This is a genomic window from Nocardia sp. NPDC056952, assembly GCF_042674185.1.
Classification (GTDB): Bacteria; Actinomycetota; Actinomycetes; order Mycobacteriales; family Mycobacteriaceae; genus Nocardia.
Genome location: NZ_JBHURA010000006.1, coordinates 24707 through 42582 on the forward strand (window position 1 = coordinate 24707; position 17876 = coordinate 42582).

Annotated in this window: 20 protein-coding genes; 15 read left to right on the forward strand and 5 right to left on the reverse strand. The window is 67.6% G+C overall.

All coding sequences use genetic code 11. The annotated features are described in order from the left end of the window. Window positions 1-13 precede the first annotated feature (13 nt). A complete protein-coding gene (locus tag ACFTS5_RS21160; protein WP_378633538.1) occupies window positions 14-1171 on the reverse strand; it encodes an FAD-binding oxidoreductase in 1158 nt (385 codons plus the stop codon). 225 nt (window positions 1172-1396) lie between these two features. On the opposite strand from ACFTS5_RS21160, the gene ACFTS5_RS21165 reads away from it, so the two are divergent. Further along, window positions 1397-1975, forward strand: coding sequence for a DapH/DapD/GlmU-related protein (locus tag ACFTS5_RS21165; RefSeq protein ID WP_378633540.1), 579 nt, complete (start codon window positions 1397-1399; stop codon window positions 1973-1975). A gap of 63 nt (window positions 1976-2038) precedes the next feature. On the opposite strand, the gene ACFTS5_RS21170 is transcribed toward ACFTS5_RS21165, so the two are convergent. Next, window positions 2039-2422 (reverse strand): MarR family winged helix-turn-helix transcriptional regulator, encoded by a 384-nt coding sequence (locus tag ACFTS5_RS21170; protein ID WP_378634461.1) that lies wholly within the window; start codon window positions 2420-2422, stop codon window positions 2039-2041. Window positions 2423-2540: 118 nt separating this feature from the next. Here ACFTS5_RS21170 and ACFTS5_RS21175 point away from each other — a divergent pair, with 118 nt between their 5' ends. Further along, entirely contained in the window at window positions 2541-3173 is a 633-nt protein-coding gene (locus ACFTS5_RS21175) for a maleylpyruvate isomerase family mycothiol-dependent enzyme (protein WP_378633542.1), read from the forward strand. A 7-nt stretch (window positions 3174-3180) separates the two neighbouring features. On the opposite strand, the gene ACFTS5_RS21180 is transcribed toward ACFTS5_RS21175, so the two are convergent. Next, window positions 3181-3546: a hypothetical protein gene (locus ACFTS5_RS21180; RefSeq protein WP_378633544.1), complete on the reverse strand. Its 366-nt coding sequence runs from the start codon at window positions 3544-3546 to the stop codon at window positions 3181-3183. Window positions 3547-3634: 88 nt separating this feature from the next. Here ACFTS5_RS21180 and ACFTS5_RS21185 point away from each other — a divergent pair, with 88 nt between their 5' ends. Genes ACFTS5_RS21185 through ACFTS5_RS21200 form a run of 4 tightly spaced genes read left to right on the forward strand, consistent with a single transcriptional unit; the run spans window position 3635 to window position 6643 of the window. Next, entirely contained in the window at window positions 3635-4159 is a 525-nt protein-coding gene (locus ACFTS5_RS21185) for a DUF3558 domain-containing protein (protein WP_378633547.1), read from the forward strand. Window positions 4160-4171: 12 nt separating this feature from the next. Further along, a complete protein-coding gene (locus ACFTS5_RS21190) occupies window positions 4172-4549 on the forward strand; it encodes a hypothetical protein (protein WP_378633549.1) in 378 nt (125 codons plus the stop codon). After that, window positions 4550-5851: a hypothetical protein gene (locus ACFTS5_RS21195; protein WP_378633551.1), complete on the forward strand. Its 1302-nt coding sequence runs from the start codon at window positions 4550-4552 to the stop codon at window positions 5849-5851. A gap of 33 nt (window positions 5852-5884) precedes the next feature. After that, window positions 5885-6643, forward strand: a complete 759-nt coding sequence (locus tag ACFTS5_RS21200; protein ID WP_378633554.1) for an ESX secretion-associated protein EspG — start codon at window positions 5885-5887, stop codon at window positions 6641-6643. A 108-nt stretch (window positions 6644-6751) separates the two neighbouring features. On the opposite strand, the gene ACFTS5_RS21205 is transcribed toward ACFTS5_RS21200, so the two are convergent. Continuing rightward, complete coding sequence (locus tag ACFTS5_RS21205) at window positions 6752-7741, reverse strand: NADP-dependent oxidoreductase (protein WP_378633556.1); 990 nt, start codon at window positions 7739-7741, stop codon at window positions 6752-6754. Window positions 7742-7951: 210 nt separating this feature from the next. On the opposite strand from ACFTS5_RS21205, the gene clpB reads away from it, so the two are divergent. The 8 genes from clpB (at window position 7952) to ACFTS5_RS21245 (ending at window position 17019) form a co-directional block, all read left to right on the forward strand. Continuing rightward, the gene (gene clpB / locus ACFTS5_RS21210) at window positions 7952-10525 is read left to right on the forward strand and encodes an ATP-dependent chaperone ClpB (RefSeq protein WP_378633559.1); all 2574 of its coding nucleotides are present in this window, start codon (window positions 7952-7954) and stop codon (window positions 10523-10525) included. Window positions 10526-10588: 63 nt separating this feature from the next. Continuing rightward, window positions 10589-11404 carry a DUF5666 domain-containing protein gene (locus ACFTS5_RS21215; RefSeq protein ID WP_378633562.1) on the forward strand — a complete coding sequence of 272 codons (816 nt, stop codon included), beginning with the start codon at window positions 10589-10591 and terminating at the stop codon, window positions 11402-11404. 68 nt (window positions 11405-11472) lie between these two features. Next, the gene (locus ACFTS5_RS21220) at window positions 11473-12639 is read left to right on the forward strand and encodes a hypothetical protein (protein WP_378633565.1); all 1167 of its coding nucleotides are present in this window, start codon (window positions 11473-11475) and stop codon (window positions 12637-12639) included. A gap of 53 nt (window positions 12640-12692) precedes the next feature. Next, window positions 12693-13499, forward strand: coding sequence for an SDR family NAD(P)-dependent oxidoreductase (locus ACFTS5_RS21225; protein ID WP_378633568.1), 807 nt, complete (start codon window positions 12693-12695; stop codon window positions 13497-13499). Between the two features lie 5 nt (window positions 13500-13504). Beyond that, window positions 13505-14068 carry an orotate phosphoribosyltransferase gene (gene pyrE, locus ACFTS5_RS21230; RefSeq protein WP_358061648.1) on the forward strand — a complete coding sequence of 188 codons (564 nt, stop codon included), beginning with the start codon at window positions 13505-13507 and terminating at the stop codon, window positions 14066-14068. Between the two features lie 69 nt (window positions 14069-14137). Continuing rightward, window positions 14138-15196, forward strand: a complete 1059-nt coding sequence (locus tag ACFTS5_RS21235) for a beta-ketoacyl-ACP synthase 3 (RefSeq protein WP_378633570.1) — start codon at window positions 14138-14140, stop codon at window positions 15194-15196. Window position 15197: 1 nt separating this feature from the next. Next, window positions 15198-15893, forward strand: a complete 696-nt coding sequence (locus tag ACFTS5_RS21240; protein WP_378633573.1) for a lysoplasmalogenase family protein — start codon at window positions 15198-15200, stop codon at window positions 15891-15893. A 127-nt stretch (window positions 15894-16020) separates the two neighbouring features. Further along, window positions 16021-17019: an alpha/beta fold hydrolase gene (locus ACFTS5_RS21245; protein ID WP_378633575.1), complete on the forward strand. Its 999-nt coding sequence runs from the start codon at window positions 16021-16023 to the stop codon at window positions 17017-17019. Here the strand turns inward: ACFTS5_RS21245 and ACFTS5_RS21250 are convergent. Beyond that, complete coding sequence (locus ACFTS5_RS21250; protein ID WP_378633578.1) at window positions 17003-17449, reverse strand: hypothetical protein; 447 nt, start codon at window positions 17447-17449, stop codon at window positions 17003-17005. The genes ACFTS5_RS21245 and ACFTS5_RS21250 overlap by 17 nt on opposite strands. Window positions 17450-17524: 75 nt before the next feature. On the opposite strand from ACFTS5_RS21250, the gene ACFTS5_RS21255 reads away from it, so the two are divergent. Continuing rightward, entirely contained in the window at window positions 17525-17863 is a 339-nt protein-coding gene (locus ACFTS5_RS21255; RefSeq protein ID WP_378633580.1) for a DUF4190 domain-containing protein, read from the forward strand. Window positions 17864-17876 lie beyond the last annotated feature (13 nt).

Sequence of the window (17876 nt, forward strand, 5' to 3'; positions counted from 1 at the left end):
GTCGCGGGCGGGTTCAGACGGGGTCGGCGGCGATGATCTCGGTCGGTGTACCGGCCCGCTGGAGCGCGTAACGGGTGTTGGCGATCATCGACGGCGATCCCGCGATCTGGATCTGACGGTCCGACCACGCGCCGAAGCTGGTCACCACCGCTCCCAGATTACCGACCAGGCGGCGCGGCATGCCCATCGGCGTCTCACCCGAATCCTGGGGATACCACCAGGGATTGGTGTGTTCCTCGCAGACCGGTACCACGGTCAGCCACGGGTTGGACTGCGAGAGCTGCCACATGTTGTCCACGTCGTAGAGGTCGCCGGGATAGCGCCCGCCGATGAAGAAGTGCACGCGCGGATTGATCCCGCGCTGGCTCATCTCGATCAGCTGCGCCCGCAACGGCGCGATGCCCGTGCCGGAGCCGATCATCAGCACGTCGCGGCCCGACTCCCGGTCCACGTGCAACCCACCGAGCGGCCCGGCGATCTTCCACCGGTCCCCGACCTTGGTGTCGTTGACGATCGCCGGACTCACCCAGCCGCCGCTGATCCGCCGCACATGGAATTCGATCTCGCCATACGGGTTCGCGGGGATGGCGGGGGAGAAGTAGCGCCACATATTCGGCCGCTGCGGCACCGCGACCGGCACATACTGTCCGGCCTTGAACGGTATGGGCCCGTCGGCCTGTAATCGCACGATCGCCAGATCGTCGAGCACTCGACGGTGACCCACCACGGTCGCGTCCCAGTACGGCTGCGAGGTGTCCTCGTTGGCGCCGATCGCCATCGACGCCGAGATCAGCAGCGTGATGTCACGCCAGCCCTCGTCGAGCTCTCTGGTCCAGCGATTGCCGTGAAAGGTTCGCAGTGCCGCGAGCAGCGCGCGTCCGGCCATGTCGTAGTGGTCGGCTTCGACCCCGTATTTGCGATGGTCGCGGGCAAGTTGCTCGAGGAAGCGTTGCGCGCGTTCGAAGTCCTCGAGATGGTCGAGGACGAACTGCACCGCCGTCGTGATCCGCTTGGCCTGCATGTCCATGGCAGGCGGAAACAGCTCACGCAACCTCGGATCCTGCGCGAACAGGTGACCGTAGAAAGCGCTGATCAGCCGCTCGGACCCACCGGGTGTCTCCGACACCCCGCGGAAATCGGCGCGGACCAGCGCAAGCGAACGCGCATCCACGTCGTCAAGCTCCATTTCTCTGCAATTGCCGCAATGTGGCTCACCCGTCGGTGCCGCCCTCCCCAGTATCCCCCGAAACCGTCGTCTCGGTGCAGGGATGCTCGTCACGCCGTTCCCAGCCGCACGGATCGTAAACCCCCCGTCGCCGATCAGCATGATCTCCCCATCATCGATACGCGTCGGTGATCTTGCGGGTCGTGCGCGCAGGTGCGTGAGAATCGAGGGATGGCGAGCGACAACTTCATGGAGATTCACGATCCCGAACTTCTGGCCAGGGGTGAACGGGTTCTGGGGGCCGAGTTCACGGCGATGCACGAGCGAGTTCTGCAGGTCAGCGCGTTGACCTCCCGTCTCAACGGGCTGCCCTTCGACGACGAGACCGGAAAGGCGGCGCTGCTGGGGGAGATCCTCGGCCGCCCGCTCCCGGCGGGTCTCACGGTCTACCCGCCGTTCTATACCGATCACGGACTGAACCTGGACCTGGCCGAGCGCGTGTTCATCAATCAGGGCTGCACGTTCCTCGACTACGCCGGAATCCGGTTGGGCCGGGGCGTGATGGTCGGCCCGAAGGCCACCTTCATCACCATGGGCCATCCCGTCGATCCGGAGGAACGGCGCCGATTCCTCACCGGTGCGCCGATCGACGTGGCGGACAACGTGTGGATCGGCGCGGGCGCGATGATTCTGCCCGGCGTCAGCATCGGTCGCGACGCCGTGATCGCCGCGGGTGCGGTCGTCGCTGACGACGTCCCGGCGAACAGCTTGATGACCGGTTCCAAGGCGGCGGTGCGTCGAAGCTGGTAGCGCGCAACTCGGCCCGTTGTGCTGCGCGCGGAGCAGCGGAAGGCTCCGACTCGCCGGCCTGCTTCACGCGTAAGGGTCGGTGACTTCCCGGAGCACGGTGAGCGTTTTCCGTAGCTCGGCGGCGGCTCGTTTGCCCAGGTGGGAGATCCATTCGGCCTGAACCTCATCGGCGGTGCGGTTGGCGAGGTCGGCGGCGGCCCGACCGGTGGGGGTGAGGCGGAGAAGGCGGGCGCGGCCGTCGGTGGGATCGGGGACGCGCTCGAGGTAGCCGGCGCGGACCAGCTGGTCGGCGAGGGTGCTCGCGGTCTGTTTGGTGACCTGGGCCTGGGCGGCGAGGTCGGTGAGGCGGGAGCCGTTGGTGCCGATCCGCGCGACCAGGCGGGCCTTGGCCGGGGTGAGATCGGCGTGACCGCCCGCGGTGAGCGCCGCGAACACCCGGCGTTCCATCTCGCGGTAGGGGACGAACAGGAGTAGGCCCAGGTTCGGTTCGTCCACGCTCTCCTCCTTGTTTCGGTCAGTGTATCTGACTATATTGGTCAGATAGGCTGACTAAATCCGGAGGTCGATGATGGATCGTGAGCAGCAGTGGCAGGTCATCGAACAGCAGCGCCGTGCCGTAGCCGACCTACTCGACGACCTGACCCCGGCCGAATGGGAGTCGCCGTCGCTGTGCGCGGGCTGGCGGGTGCGCGACGTGGCCGCGCATCTGGCGATGGCGCCGCAGCCACCCGGCCCGGCTGCGATGATCCGGATGGGAATCCGCGCGGGCGGCCGCTTCCACCGAATGAATCACGACGCCGCGGTGCGCTGTTCGGATCGCCCCGACCTGGCCGGCGAGATCCGCGCCCACGCGGCATCGCGCCGATTGCCTGCCGTGACCAACTACCGCAACATCTTCTTCGACGTGATCGTCCACGCCCAGGACATCGCCCGCCCACTCGGCCGCACCATCGACGTGACTCCGCGCGCGGCCGCCGTCGCCGCACAGCGGGTGTGGACGATGGGCTGGCCCTTCTGGGCGAAACGTCACCTCCGCGGCCTGCACCTCGCCGCCGACGACATCGAATGGTCAACGGGCGCAGGCACTCCGGTACACGGCCCCATCCTCGACCTCCTGCTGCTGATGACCGGCAGGTCGGCCGCCGTGGCGAACCTGCGTGGCCCCGGCCTGGAAGCGCTGCCACGCAGCCTGAGCTGAAACCGCGTCAGCCGGTGACCCTCCGCACCGCCGCCTGCCGTGCCCCTTCGTCGACCTCCCCGATCTCGAACCCCTTGCCCACGATGTGCTGGACCAGCGCGGCCTCCGGCGGCAGCCCGTACTTGCGCAGGTAGTAGGGAACAGCGCCCGGCCAGACGAATGTGCCGTCGGTGTGGAAGTTCAACGGCACGTCGCGCCGGGTGGGGTCGAACTCGTCGGCGTCGTGGCCGCGGGCGCTCAGAATCACCGGCGCGTGCTCGAGGTAGGACAGCACCCGATCCTGGATATCGGAGTCCACCGCCGACCGGTTCACCACCGGTTTGCCCTCGGGACTACGCCCGTCGAACGGCGCCGAAAGTCGAAGTTCGCTCATGCTCCGACAACCTACGCGGCCCCGGCTCTGGTCGGTTGACCGTGCTAATGTGCCTGGTCAAGGCAGTACTCGGCCGGAAGGGGTGGGGATGAAACGCGCAGGTACGGCGATGGTGGTTGCCGGTTTGGCGGTTGTCGGGCTGGTCGGGTGCGACTCGGGGGAGTCGACGTCGAAGGGGGCGACGACCACGGCCAAACCGGTGTTGTGGAATCCGTGCACGGAGATTTCGGATGCTGTGTTGAGTGAGGCTGGGGTTGATCCGGCTACGGAGGAGAAGGGTGTCGCGGGGGTTCCGCAGTCGGGGTGGGAGATCTGTGGATGGATGGCCCCCAAGTACGGATTGACGGTCTACACATCTGCTAAGTCCCTCGCGGAGTTCGAGGCCAAGCCGGGCAACGTTGATTTCACTGATGTCACCGTGGCTGGTCGCCCCGGAAGGAAGTTCAAGGTCGCGGGCGATTCTCGCAACCTGATCTGCGACGTGGTCTTCGCGACTCAGGGCGGGGTGGTGCAACTCGAGGTTATGAATCGTGCCAGCCTTGACGGCCTCGAGGAACCGTGCGTCTACCTGAACAACGCGGCAAGCGCGCTCGTCCCGACCTTCCCTCGATAGCAGGGAGGGCAAATGGCTGATACGACGGCTTACAGCACGCTTTTGTCGCAGGCTCGTGCAGGCGAGGTCTACTTGAACGACGAGGCGGCGGCCTATCACATGTTCAAGGCATGTGATCAGCGGCTGACCGATCTCGACAAAATGCTGATCACTTCTCAGCGAGCCCAGAACGTAAGCGGTTTCGGTGATTTCGACATTGCCAGACAGCTCGAGGCGAAGTTCCGTGCTCAAGCCGGCAACGATCCGAACTCGATCTACGAGGTCATCCTCAAGGACATCGAGGCGGTGAAGCAGTTGCGCGAGGTCTTCTCCATCTCCTTCAAACGCATTGCGGGCAAAGACATCGAAAACGCCAACGCTCTCGACTACGTCACTGGGCAGGTGAGCTGAATGACCGGCATGCAGAGCATCAGCGGCGTCGACCTACTCGGCAACCTCCGAAACTTCGTCATGTCCCCGTTCTCGGGCGACGACGGAGAACTCGACAGCTCCGAAATCGCTGATATCCAGAACCAGTACAACACCCAGCGTGATCGCAACCGCCAGAAGGCCGGCGATCTCGGTTTTGACGGTGACTACCGCCCGACTGTGGTGACGAGGAACGACCTGTTCCCCGGCACTGTCGAGGAGCTGCGCGCCAAGGTCGACAAGATCGATCTCAACGCTGTCAACGACCTGATCGGCGCCTGGAACGAAATCTCCACGCGCAACAGCACTTCCCTGGACGAGTTCCGCAAGCAAATAACACGGGGCATGTCCCCCGACGTCTGGGCAGGTTCCGCAGCGAGCGCGGCCGCGCAGACAGTTGCGGCATACGACACCACGGGAAAAAAGGTCACCACCGCCGCCGCGCTCACCAGCACCAAACTGGACGAACTCCGCACCGGCCTCGAGCCGACAAAACGTCTCGTCCCCCACGAGCCCGAGCACCGCAGCGGTCTCGACAATGTCGGCGCCCTGCTCACCGGACGTGGGTGGCGCAATGACGATGTCGCGCAAGAGAACGCGCGCGTCGAAGCCGTTCGTATCCTCCAAACCGTCTACGCCCCTGTGATTTACGAATCCGACAACAAGGTCCCGGTGATCCCCATCCCGAAGACCATCGAAGACGGCGGCGGCCAACCCGAAACAAAGGTCAGCACAACACAATCCACGACGCAGGGTTCGACAACGCAGCCGACCACCCAGTCCACGACGACGCAGCCCACCACTCCGGCGTCGACCACTCCCACCACCGACCCGGACGACACCGACGACTCGACCGACGATTCGACCACTCCCGAATCGACCACTCCCGAGTCGACGGAGCCGGGCTCGACGACTCCCGCCTCGACCACCCCGAGCGCGACCGTCCCCGGTTCGGGCTCGCCGTCCGGATCACCGAGTGGTGCGGGCTCGCCCGGCGGTGGGTCGCCGGGTGCGGGCACACCGGGCGCGGGAACGCCGGGTGGCGCGGTGGCCGGCAGTCCGACGTCTGCCGGCGGCGCCGGGGGCCGTGGAACCGGCACGGGCACAGCGGGCCGTTCCGGCATGCCGGGCATGATGAGTCCCGGCGCGGGCAAGGGTGGCGGCAAGGACGACGAATCGACCAAGGGAATCCCCGACTACCTCATCACTCAGGAGAACGGTGACGAACTCACCGGTCTGGACACCCTGCCCAAGATGGTCCCGCCGGTCATCGGCGCCGACTAGTCGCCAATCCTGATGGAACAGAGTAGATCTCCCGTGCGTACCTGGCATTTCACCGCGTTAGATTTCCGCACCCTGTGGGAAGCCGCGGGCCGCGACGTCCTCCCGTACCCCTTGCATCACCGCCATACCGACGTCGACACCCACGCCGAGGTCCTGCGTCTGCGCAGCAAGGCCGCGGAGAACTTGATGGCCGAGTTCGACAGTGATCTCGACCGCGCCATGGCCGCCCTGCTCGCCCCGCATGCCCGCGTCGAAGTGGCGGGAGCGTCCAAGGGCGTCAAAACGATCCGGGCCCACGGCGGCACCCGCGACACCTACGCCTCCCTTGCCGTCCAAGCTCCCGGCGACGAAACCAACCCCGGCGACATCACCCTCCACCTTTGCGACCCCGACGCCCTGGCCGCCGCTGTCCTGTCCACCCTCCCCAAAGTCGCCCCCGGCAAGGGCCGCGAAATCCGGGTCACCGCGGCAGAACTCGCGGCCCCTCGCCCGCACGTCCGCGACCGCTGGAACCCCACCCCCCGGGAACAACTCGAATCTTTCCTGGCCAAACCCACCACCACCCTCACCCACATCGGCGTCTACGCCCACGGCAGCGTCGACAACCGCCACACCGAAGGCCGCGACGACTTCCAGCTCCACGACATCCCCGGCGACGGCCGCTACGTCTTCTACGGCGAAACCACCTTCATCGCCAAACCCACCACCCCCACCCGAATCCAATCCACCCTCGCCACCATCCTCACCACCACAGCCACCAAGGCCCGCACCGGCACCTACCTCCCCCGCTGAGCCGGTCATCGCCGATCGGGTCGCATCGCCGCCGTCGCTTCGCGAAGTTCGCGGTGGATATGGCCAGCATTTCGCAGGAACGCCAGGAAGCTGTCGGCCGGCCGTGGATCAGATGGCGAGGACGGTTTTTCCGCGTGCGCTGCCCTGGCCGAGGACGGCGGGAGCGGCCTCCAGCGGGACCGTCATCTGCACCGGCACCACCACATCACCGGCGGAGACCCGCGACAGCAGGCGGCTCAATTCCGGTGAGCGGCCTTTGGATTCGAAGTTTCCGCCGGTGATGTCGCGGTCGCGCAGCACGGCTTCGTCGGCTGCCCAGATCGTAGAGTAGGCGTGTCCGCCGCGCCGGACGAGCGTGGCGTGCGAGGCGAAATCGCCCGCGGAGCTGACCAGGTCGAACAGGACGTCGATGCCGTCGGGGTGGGTGAACCGGACGGCGTCGGTGATGCTCGAGTCCTGGCGGGTGGCCGGGTCGGGGTCGACGGCATTCGGGTCGGCGGGGCGGATCTGGGTGTAGTCGACGGTCTCGGCGGCGCCGAGGCGCGCGACCTGGTCGGTGGCGTCGCCGCGGGCGGTCGCGATCACATGGCCGCCGGCGATATTGGCGAGCTGGACGAGGAAGGAACCCACACCGCCGGTCGCGCCCACGATCAGTACCGTCTGGCCGGGCTGGATATGCGCGGCGTCCACCAGATCCTGGGCCGTCACCCCGGCGACCGGCAACGCCGCCGCGGCCACCGTGGTGACGCCGTCGGGGATGGGGACGAGGGTCGCGTCCTCGGGGACCGTGGCGTACTGCGCCCAACTGCCGTGTCCCGCCGGCGCGGTCAGGAATTTGCCGACCACCTTGTCGCCGACCTTGAACTTGGTGACGCCCGTGCCGATCGCCGAGACGGTGCCCGCGCCGTCGACGCCGAGGATCATCGGGAAGTCGGTGGGCATCTTGCCCTCCAGGATGCCGTCGGCCATTTTCAGGTCGAACGGGTTGACCCCGGCCGCGTCGAGCGCCACTTGAACCTCACCGGGACCCGCGTCGGGAACCGGGACATCGGCGAGCTCGGGTGTGGCGCCGAACTTCTGAACCACGATCGCGCGCATGGGGGTGAACTCCTCGCATCGGGGGTGAGCCGGGCATCGCAATCCTAGGCGGATAGCCGTTCGACATGCGGTGATTGGTCGTCTTCGGTGGTGTCGCGGCGTACCGTGAAGCGCGGATTCGAAGTCCGTGAAAATTTTTAGAGTTGAGCGGAACAGACTCAACTTTGTGAGCGTTGAACAAGTCGATACCGGACACACACAAGGAGATTCGTGGACTCGTTCAATCCCACCACCAAGACGCAGGCGGCGCTGACCGCCGCTCTGCAGGCCGCTTCCGCCGCAGGCAATCCGGAGATCCGTCCGGCGCACTTGCTGGTGGCGTTGCTCGACCAGACCGACGGCATCGCCGCACCGCTGCTCAAAGCCATCGGTGTCGACCCGGCGACCGTCGAACGCGAGGCGGGCGACATCGCCGACAAACTGCCGCGGGCCACCGGCGCCACCACCACACCCCAGCTCGGCCGGGAGTCCCTGGCCGCGATCACGGCCGCTCAGCGACTGGCCACCGAACTCGGCGACGAGTACGTCTCCACCGAGAACCTGCTGGTCGGACTGGCCGACGGCGATTCCGACGTGGCGAAGCTGCTGCGCAAGCACGGCGCCACCCCGGAGGCATTGCGCGACGCGTTCGCCACGGTCCGCGGCAGCGCCCGCGTCACCAGCCCCGACCCGGAAGCCAGCTACCAGGCTCTGGAGAAGTACTCCACCGACCTCACCGAAGCGGCCCGCGCGGGCAAACTCGATCCGGTCATCGGGCGCGATACCGAGATCCGTCGCGTGGTCCAGGTGCTGAGCAGGCGCACCAAGAACAACCCTGTCCTCATCGGCGAACCCGGCGTCGGCAAGACCGCCATCGTCGAAGGTCTGGCGCGGCGCATCATCGAAGGCGATGTGCCGGAGTCGTTGCGCAACAAGAAGGTTGTCTCGCTCGACCTCGGCGCGATGGTGGCGGGCGCGAAGTATCGCGGTGAATTCGAGGAGCGGCTCAAGGCCGTGCTCGACGACATCAAGAACAGCGCGGGCGAGATCATCACCTTCATCGACGAGCTGCACACCATCGTCGGCGCAGGCGGCACCGGCGACTCGGCGATGGACGCGGGCAACATGATCAAGCCGCTGCTGGCCCGCGGCGAGCTGCGCCTGGTCGGCGCGACCACCCTCGACGAGTACCGCAAGTACATCGAGAAGGACGCCGCGCTCGAACGGCGATTCCAGCAGGTGCTGGTCGGCGAGCCGTCGGTGGCCGACACCATCGGCATCCTGCGCGGCATCAAGGAGCGCTACGAGGTGCACCACGGCGTGCGGATCACCGACTCCGCGCTGGTGGCGGCGGCGACGCTCTCGGACCGCTACATCACCTCACGATTCCTGCCCGACAAGGCGATCGACCTGATCGACGAATCGGCTTCGCGGCTGCGCATGGAAATCGACTCGCGGCCGGTCGAGATCGACGAGGTGGAACGGGCGGTGCGCCGCCTCGAGATCGAGGAGGTGGCGCTCGAGAAGGAGACCGACGCCGCGTCGAAGCAGCGCCTGGAGAAGCTGCGTCAGGAACTCGCCGACGACCGGGAGAAGCTTGGCCAGCTCACCACGCGCTGGCAGAACGAGAAGAACGCGATCGACTCGGTGCGCGGGGTCAAGGAGCAGCTCGAGGCGCTGCGCGGGGAGTCCGAGCGGGCCGAGCGTGACGGCGATCTGGGCAAGGCCGCCGAGCTGCGCTACGGCAAGATCCCGGCGCTGGAGAAGGAACTCGCCGCCGCCGAAGCCGCCAGTGGCACCGCCGCCAGCGGCGAGATGATGCTCAACGAGGAGGTCACTCCCGACGACATCGCCGACGTCGTCTCGGCGTGGACAGGGGTGCCGGTCGGGCGCATGCTCGAGGGCGAGACCGCCAAGCTGCTGCGGATGGAAAGCGAGGTCGCGGGGCGCGTCGTGGGGCAGGAGGAAGCGGTGCAGGCCGTGTCGGACGCGGTCCGCAGGGCGCGCGCCGGTGTCGCCGATCCGAACCGTCCGACCGGCTCGTTCCTGTTCGTCGGCCCGACCGGTGTCGGCAAGACGGAGCTGGCGAAATCGCTGGCCGACTTCCTGTTCGCCGACGAACGCGCCATGGTCCGCATCGACATGAGCGAGTACAGCGAGAAGCACTCGGTGGCTCGCCTCGTCGGCGCGCCGCCCGGATATGTCGGCTACGACCAGGGCGGCCAGCTCACCGAAGCGGTGCGCAGGCGACCGTATTCGGTGGTGCTGTTCGACGAGATCGAGAAGGCGCACCCGGACGTCTTCGATATTTTGCTGCAAGTTCTCGATGAGGGCAGGCTCACCGACAGCCAGGGGCGCACGGTCGACTTCCGCAATACGATCCTCATTCTCACCTCCAATCTCGGCGCCGGTGGCGACCGCGATCAGGTGATGGAGGCGGTGCGGCGCGCGTTCAAGCCGGAGTTCATCAACCGGCTCGACGACGTGGTGATGTTCCACGCGCTCGACGCCAAGCAACTGGAGTCGATTGTCGACATCAACCTGCGTCAGCTGCAGAAACGGCTCTCGCAGCGCAGGCTGACCCTCGATGTCACCGAGGAGGCCAAGCAGTGGCTGGCGGTGCGCGGCTACGACCCGGCCTACGGCGCGCGACCGCTGCGCAGGCTGATCCAGCAGGCCATCGGCGACAGCCTGGCCAAGGAACTCCTGTCCGGTTCGGTCGCCGACGGCGACACGGTGAAGGTGAGTGTGGACGACGCCACCGACAAGCTCGTCGTCGAACGCGAAGTTGTCCACAGCTCGTGATTTATCCACAGCCCGGTGCGTAGGGACCTCCCAAACGCACCGGGCTGTCCTACCCTGGAGCCCATGACGAACCCGAACGATCCGTGGGGGCAACGCCCGGAGGATTCGCCGACCGAACGGCTGGGTTCGCCGGGCACCGACTCGACCACGCCGTACGGAGGCAATTCGTTCGACGAGTGGGGGCAACCGTCGAACCCGACGCAGGCGTTGCCGCCGCACGACGCGCAATGGGGTGACTACGAAAGTGGTTATCCGGCAGCTCAACCCCCGCCGCAGCAGGCGCCGCCGGGGTACGACCAGGGTTACCAGGCGCCGCCGCCCGGGTATGGCCAGGGCTATCCCGCCGCGCCGCCGCCGGGGTATCCACCGCGGCCGCAGGACGGTGACCAGGAGGAACCTCCCAAACGTCACATCGGTTTGTGGATCGCGCTCGGCTTGGGCGTACTGGCGTTGATCGCGGTCGGCGGGGTGCTCGCCGGTCTGGTCCTCAGCGGTGACGACTCGGGCGACAACACCGCATCGGCGCCGACGACGAGCCAGCTGCTCGTCCCGCCGACACCGAAACAAACCACGCCGGGATCTCCGCCGAGCGCGAGCGGGCTCCCCGGCTTGCCCGGTCTCGGCGGCGGCGAAGATCTCGGCGCCACCATGGGCAGTATCACCGCCAATACCGGTACCGAGATCACCATGAGCACCCTCGGTGGATCCGATGTGCGGGTGCTGATCGACGATGCCACCCAGGTGATCTCGCTGACCAGCACGAAGGCGAGCGAGCTTCCCGTGGGCGACATGGTTATGGTGCAGGGCGACAAGAACCCAGACGGGTCGATCCACGCCAAGATCATTATCAGTACGGCGTTGCCGGGCGGCCCCCGATGAGCGACCCGCGCGTCGAATCCCCGGTGCTACCGGGCAATCACGGCGACGGCTGGATAGGCTAGGCGACGATGACGGCTATGTGGTTCGGGTTAGCAGCGATCGCACTCGTGGGTGCGGTCGTCCTGTTGTATTTCGATCGGGTCCAGCGGCAGCGCACCGGACACGCGAGACAGGTGTGGGCGAAGTCCCAGGGCTACACCTACGTGTCGGTGGAGCCCGCGCTCGCCTCGACGTGGCGACGTGGCGCGCTGGCCAAGCTCGGCTATCTCTCGGCGGTCGACGTGGTCTCCGGTATTCGCAAGGGCGAGAAGTTCGTGCTCTTCGACCTGGAGGACGCCGCGACCCTGGTGGCCGTGCGACGCCAGATCGGCTCCGAGATCGATGTCGACATGCGGCTCAAGACCGCCGCGCCGCCGAAGGACCACGATCTGGAACTGCTCGGTGCCATCGGCGACCGGGTCGTGTTCGCCACCGACCCCGAGATCGCGCGCCACGCGGTGGATCAGCGGATGGTCGGCTTCATCGAGTCGCTGTCCGACACCGTGCAGATGCTGTGGAGTGAGGGCAACTGGACCCTCGGCATGCTCCCCGTCGGCAGCGGATCCAAGGACTGGGAGACCGCCATCGACGTGGTGCTCCGCCTGTCCGGCCTGCTGCACGTGCTGCCCCCGGTGGCCGAGCCGAACGAGTTCACCCGGCCGCGGTCGAGTGCCAATCTCGCACCCGGTTTCCGCCCCGAGTACGACGACGAAGACGACGATCGCGAATTCGCCGCGGGCCGTGCGGAATACGCCGATGTGGAAGAACGTGGCCGCGCCCGTTTCCCGGGCCCCGACGAACTCGACTCCGATGACGAGCCCTTCGCCCCCCGTGGCTCCGCGGCCCGCCTGCCCGATGACGACGAGCCCTATCGTGGCGCCCGCTTCCCCGAAGTCGACGCGCCCTCCGCGGCGCGTGGCGCCGCGACCCGCGACGTCGACGATCGCGCCCCGATCGGCGGCCGCGCCCCCGCCCTGCCCGCCGACTACGACCCCGATCTCGACGACCCCGAGTTCGAAGACCAGCCCGCGCCCGGCCGCCGCCCGCTGGGCGAACCGCCGAAGCGCCCGTCGCTGGCCGTCGTCCCCGAGCCGCGTCCGCGCACCGAGCCACCGCTCGACGACGCGGAATCGGGTCAGCCGGGCGGACCGTTCCACCCCGGTTTCCGCCCTTACCAGGGCCCTGTTCCGAAGTGATCCACCTGCCGCGGTAGTCGTCGCGGCACCCCGTCGACCGGAATCGACCAGCGATGTCTGATAGTCCTTCACGTCTGCCCGGCGTGCACCGCCCCGTCGCGATGATCACCGGACCGACGTCCGGCATCGGGCGGGGTTTCGCCCACCGTCTCGCCGCCCTCGGCTACGACCTGGTCCTCGTCGCCAGGAACGAGGAACGCCTGCGCGCACTCGCCGACGATGTTGCCCGCCGTTTCGCCACGTCGGCCGAAGTCGTCGTCGCCGACCTGGCCGATGACGACGATCGCGCTCGCGTCGCGGCCAGAGCCGCCCAGGGCATCGAATTCCTCGTGAACAACGCGGGTTTCGCGCATTCGGGTGAGTTCTGGACCCTGGAGCCCGCGGAGCTGCAGGCCCAGCTCGACGTCAACGTCACCTCGGTCCTGCAACTCACCAGGGCGGCCCTGCCGCCGATGGTCGCGGCGGGCGCGGGTTCGATCGTGAATGTGGCGAGTGTGGCCGGGTTGATCCCCGGACGGGGGTCGACCTACTCGGCCTCCAAGGCCTACGTCGTATCCTTCACGGAGGGTTTAGCGGGTGGATTGGTGGGCACCGGTGTCCGCATCCAAGCGCTGTGCCCCGGATTCGTGCGCACCGAGTTCCACGAGCGCGCGGGCATCGAGATGAGTTCGCTGCCCGAGCGCCTGTGGCTCGACGTCGACCAGGTCGTCGACGGGTGCCTGCAGGATCTGGACTCCGGCCGGGTGATCAGCGTGCCCGGCGTGCAGTACAAGGTGCTCACCGCGGTAGCGGGCTTCGTCCCGCGCACCCTGGTGGCCCGCATGAATCGCGGACTCTTCAACGCACGCGGAAGGACATGACTTAGATGATCGACCAAGCACGTCAGGCGCTCACGAAGGCCGATCGCGACCAGCTGGCCGCCCTCGTGCGCGAGCTCGCGGTCGTGCACGGCAAGGTGACGCTGTCCTCGGGCAAGGAAGCCGACTACTACGTCGACCTGCGCCGCGCGACCCTGCATCACCAGGCGGCGCCGCTGATCGGCACGCTGCTGCGTGAGCTCGTCGCCGACTGGGACTTCGACGCTGTCGGCGGGCTCACCATGGGCGCCGATCCGGTCGCGATGGCCGTGATGCACGCGCCGGGCCGTCCGATCGACGCCTTCGTGGTCCGTAAGGCCGCCAAGGCGCACGGCATGCAGCGCCAGATCGAGGGCCCCAACATCGTCGGCAAGCGCGTGCTCGTCGTCGAGGACACCACCACCACCGGCAACTCGCCGCTCACCGCGGTGCGCGCACTGCGCGACGCGGGCGCGATCGTGGTCGGCGTTGCCACCGTTGTCGACCGGGAAACCGGTGCTGACCAGGTGATTGCCGAGGAGGGGCTGGAATATCGATCCATCCTCGGTCTCGACGATCTCGCCCTGGGATAGCCTGAACAACGCCGAACCCGGACGACGACGTGGTCTGTCCGGAAAGTCTGAAGGACGTGTGAGTCACCTGTGGTGAGCATTGCAGTAAACAAAGGTCGCGACAACGTTGCGATGCTCGGGATCGGTGCCTACCGTCCGCAGCGCATCGTCACCAACGCCGAAGTGTGCGAGACCCTCGACTCGACGCCCGACTGGATCTTCGAGCGCACCGGTATCCACAACCGGCGCTGGATCAGTGGCGACGAGACGATCCGGTCGATCGCGGCGGCCGCCGGTGAGCGTGCGCTGAACAACACCCCGATCGATCGATCCAAGATCGGCGCGGTCGTCCTGTGCACCTCGAGCTGGCTCAAGCTCACCCCGCACGGCGCTCCCTCGGTGGCTTTCGACCTCGGGCTCAACGGGGTCGCCGCCTTCGATTTAACGTCCGGCTGCGGTGGCTTCTGTTACGGACTCGGTGTCGCCGCCGACCTGATCCGCGCGGGCTCGTTCGACTATGTGCTGGTGATCGGCGCCGAGACGATGACCGTCGGCCTCGACCCCACCGACCGCGGCACCGCGATGATCTTCGGTGACGGCGCGGGCGCTGTGGTCGTCGGCCCGGCCGAGGACAACGGCATCTCCCCGACGGTCTGGGGCAGCGACGGTGAGAACGCCGAAGCCATCGCCCAGGACGTCGATTTCCTGGAGTACATGAACAAGGCGCAGGCCCTGCAGGGCACCGATCCGGCGGTCGAGGCCGTCGGCCGGATGTCGCTGCACATGGAGGGCCCGAAGGTCTTCCGGTGGGCCGCGGTCACGCTGCCGCGCGCGCTCTCCGCGGCGCTCGAGACCTCCGGCGTGGCCAAGGAGGACATCGAGGTCTTCGTCCCGCATCAGGCCAACGCCCGGATCAACGAGCTGATGAAGAAGAACCTCGGCCTGGCCGAGAGTGTCCCGATCGCCAACGACATCGAGAACACCGGCAACACCTCCGCTGCCTCGGTGCCACTGGCGATCGAGGAAATGCTCGTCACCGGCAAGGCGAAGGGTGGTCAGCTCGCGCTGCTGCTCGGCTTCGGCGCGGGTCTGAGTTACGCGGGCCAGGTAGTGACCCTGCCGCCCGCCCCGAAGGAACCGAGCTTCTGACATGCGAGGGTTGCGCGCCGCTTATCTGGGGGCGGCGGCGGTCACTGTGTTCGGTGCCGTCACCGGTCGCGACCGCCTGCAATGGGTCGCCAAGCCGCTGTTGATGCCGCTGCTCGCCGCCGACACGGTGACCAGCGGCGTCGATCTCGATCCGGCCGAACGCCGGCTCCTGCTCGGCTCGCTGGCCGCCGCGACGGTCGGCGATGTGCTGCTGCTCGACCCCGACGACGACCGCCGCCTCATCGCGGGCGCGTCGTCCTTCGCGGTCATGCAAACCGGCTACTCACTGCTGTGGTGGAAGCGCGGTGCCCGGCCGCGCCCCGAGATCGCCCTCCCGCGCGTGGTGGCGTGGGTCGGCGCGGCGGGCTTGCTGCGCGCCAAAGCCCCGAACCTCGTTCTGCCGCTCACCGCCTACGGCGCGACATTGGGCACGGCCGCGACCCTCGCTTCGGACCCGGCTCTCGCCCCGGATGCGAAAAACATCGCGGGCCTGAACATTCCGAACTCCGACCCGCGCAGTCGCTACGGCGTCGGGGCCCTGCTGTTCACGATCTCGGATGCGCTGATCGTCGTGCGCCGCCTCTTCGCCCGCGACGACCGCACCCGCCGGATCACCGAGGGCGTCATCCTGGCGACGTACGCCTCCGCGCAATACCTGCTCACTGTCCCGCCTCCCCGTGATCTGGGCCGGACGTAGGATCTCGCACCTGGAGCGTCTCGGCGCTCCGCACTCCCCGCTCGCCGGTGAGTTCGTGATACTCGGTGTCACACGGCGCTAACTCAGGTGTCGTCGGGGCGCAACACCTCGCGCGCACGCTTCGTAGATGAGTGGGGAAGCGCAGTTCATCGAGGTGCACGGGTATCGCCGGGCGTTCCGGATGGCCGGAACCGGTCCGCCGCTGCTGCTCATCCACGGCATCACCGACAGCTCGGGGACATGGGCGCCGGTCTTCGACGCGCTCGCCGAGCACTACACCGTGATCGCACCTGACCTGCTGGGCCACGGCGAATCGGACAAACCGCGCGGCGATTACGCCGTGGCGGCCTATGCCAACGGCATGCGCGATCTGCTCAGCATCCTCGGTATCGAGCGGATCACCGTCGTCGGGCACTCGCTCGGCGGCGGTGTCGCGATGCAGTTCGCCTACCAGTTTCCCGAGAAGGTGGAGCGGATCGCACTGGTGTGCCCGGCGGGAATGGGTGCGGGGGTGCACCCCGCGTTCCGGCTCGCGACACTGGCAGGCGCGGGCCCGGCGCTGATGGCGATCACCAGCTGGCCGGTCCGCACCGCGGTGACGGCCGCGGTGCCGATCGTCACCGCGCTGGGTGGCCTCGGCCTCGGTCCCGACGCCGAATACGTGCTCCGCCTCTACGGCCACCTCTCCGACTCCGGCGCTCGCAACGCCTTCCTGCGCACCATTCGTGCGGCCGCCGACCGCCGCGGCCAGACGATCACCATGCTCGACCGCGGCTATCTCGCCGCCCACCTGCCCACCCTGGTCGTCGGCGGCACCCGCGACACCGTCATCCCGTCTGGTCACGCGGATCGCGCACATCGTGCCTTCCCCGGCAGTCGTATCGAAATCTTCGCGGGCGCAGGCCATTTCCCGCATCATTTCGATCCCGACCGCTTCGTCGCACTGATCCGCTCGTTCATCGAGGAGACCGACCCGGCCGTCTTCGACCCCCTGCGCTGGCAGCGCACCCTCCGCCGCGGTCGCCCGATCGTCGGCCTCCCGTCGCCCGCGTCGTCGAACATCCCCGCGCCCGCCGACGACCCGGCGCGGTCGAACGGACACGCGCCGCTCACAGCGCCAGGATGATCCGATCCCGGTCCTGCGGGTCCACCCGAATCGGAACTGTCTGTCCGACAACCATTCTGGGCTTGTGTACCGGCATCACGTCCACCACGATCGTCCCGTGGTAACTCTCGGAGCCGGGCACGGTGAGCTCCACATCGAACTCGGTGAGCTCACTCGCGTGATCGGTCAGGCTCAGCGGATGCACCCCGTCGATGCGCGCCCACCCCTCGAGCCCGTGCCTGAGCAACCGCCGATCCGCCCGTGTCGGCATCGAAGCCCACGTCATCGCGATCCCGCACGCCGAACCGAACAGCCCGACCATGATCATCACCTGAAACGGTGCGGTGCCCGGCGGCGCGTGCGGAGCCAGCCACCCCAACCACACCGCGAGCGCGATCAGATACCCCGCCACGACGCCGATCAGCGCCCGCGACACTCGCGCATGATCCATCACGCTCACCACCGAAAAGACTCTGTCCCTCCAGGATAAACGGCGATTCGGGGCGGTCGCGATTACGCTTCGGTCATGAGTTACCCGGACAACGGGCCCCAGGGCTACCCGCAGGGCTATCCCCAGGGCTATTACGGCCCGCCGCCCGAGCATCCGCAGGCCACCACGGTCCTCGTCCTCGGTGTGCTCGGCATGTCGCTGTGCGGGCTCTGCGCTCCGTTCGCCTGGCTCAAGGGTCGCGGCGTGCTCGCTGAAATCGATGGCTCCGGTGGGCAGATCGGTGGTCGCACGCAGGTATACGCCGGGTACATCCTCGGCATCGTCGGTACGTGCTTGCTGGCCTTCACCGTCCTGATCGTCGGTGTCGCCGTGGTGCTGATGATCGTCGGCGCGATGGCCGATTCCTCGTCGTAGCGAGCCCCCGCCT

Excerpts from the sequence above, each read along its gene's own strand:
- ACFTS5_RS21165 (WP_378633540.1), top strand. The coding sequence starts at position 1,397 with ATGGCGAGCGACAACTTCATGGAGATTCACGATCCCGAACTTCTGGCC.
- ACFTS5_RS21170 (WP_378634461.1), bottom strand. The coding sequence starts at position 2,422 with ATGGAACGCCGGGTGTTCGCGGCGCTCACCGCGGGCGGTCACGCCGAT.
- ACFTS5_RS21175 (WP_378633542.1), top strand. The coding sequence starts at position 2,541 with ATGATGGATCGTGAGCAGCAGTGGCAGGTCATCGAACAGCAGCGCCGT.
- ACFTS5_RS21180 (WP_378633544.1), bottom strand. The coding sequence starts at position 3,546 with ATGAGCGAACTTCGACTTTCGGCGCCGTTCGACGGGCGTAGTCCCGAG.
- ACFTS5_RS21185 (WP_378633547.1), top strand. The coding sequence starts at position 3,635 with ATGAAACGCGCAGGTACGGCGATGGTGGTTGCCGGTTTGGCGGTTGTC.
- ACFTS5_RS21190 (WP_378633549.1), top strand. The coding sequence starts at position 4,172 with ATGGCTGATACGACGGCTTACAGCACGCTTTTGTCGCAGGCTCGTGCA.
- ACFTS5_RS21195 (WP_378633551.1), top strand. The coding sequence starts at position 4,550 with ATGACCGGCATGCAGAGCATCAGCGGCGTCGACCTACTCGGCAACCTC.
- ACFTS5_RS21205 (WP_378633556.1), bottom strand. The coding sequence starts at position 7,741 with ATGCGCGCGATCGTGGTTCAGAAGTTCGGCGCCACACCCGAGCTCGCC.
- ACFTS5_RS21215 (WP_378633562.1), top strand. The coding sequence starts at position 10,589 with ATGACGAACCCGAACGATCCGTGGGGGCAACGCCCGGAGGATTCGCCG.
- ACFTS5_RS21220 (WP_378633565.1), top strand. The coding sequence starts at position 11,473 with ATGACGGCTATGTGGTTCGGGTTAGCAGCGATCGCACTCGTGGGTGCG.
- ACFTS5_RS21225 (WP_378633568.1), top strand. The coding sequence starts at position 12,693 with ATGTCTGATAGTCCTTCACGTCTGCCCGGCGTGCACCGCCCCGTCGCG.
- pyrE (WP_358061648.1), top strand. The coding sequence starts at position 13,505 with ATGATCGACCAAGCACGTCAGGCGCTCACGAAGGCCGATCGCGACCAG.
- ACFTS5_RS21240 (WP_378633573.1), top strand. The coding sequence starts at position 15,198 with ATGCGAGGGTTGCGCGCCGCTTATCTGGGGGCGGCGGCGGTCACTGTG.
- ACFTS5_RS21245 (WP_378633575.1), top strand. The coding sequence starts at position 16,021 with ATGAGTGGGGAAGCGCAGTTCATCGAGGTGCACGGGTATCGCCGGGCG.
- ACFTS5_RS21250 (WP_378633578.1), bottom strand. The coding sequence starts at position 17,449 with ATGGATCATGCGCGAGTGTCGCGGGCGCTGATCGGCGTCGTGGCGGGG.
- ACFTS5_RS21255 (WP_378633580.1), top strand. The coding sequence starts at position 17,525 with ATGAGTTACCCGGACAACGGGCCCCAGGGCTACCCGCAGGGCTATCCC.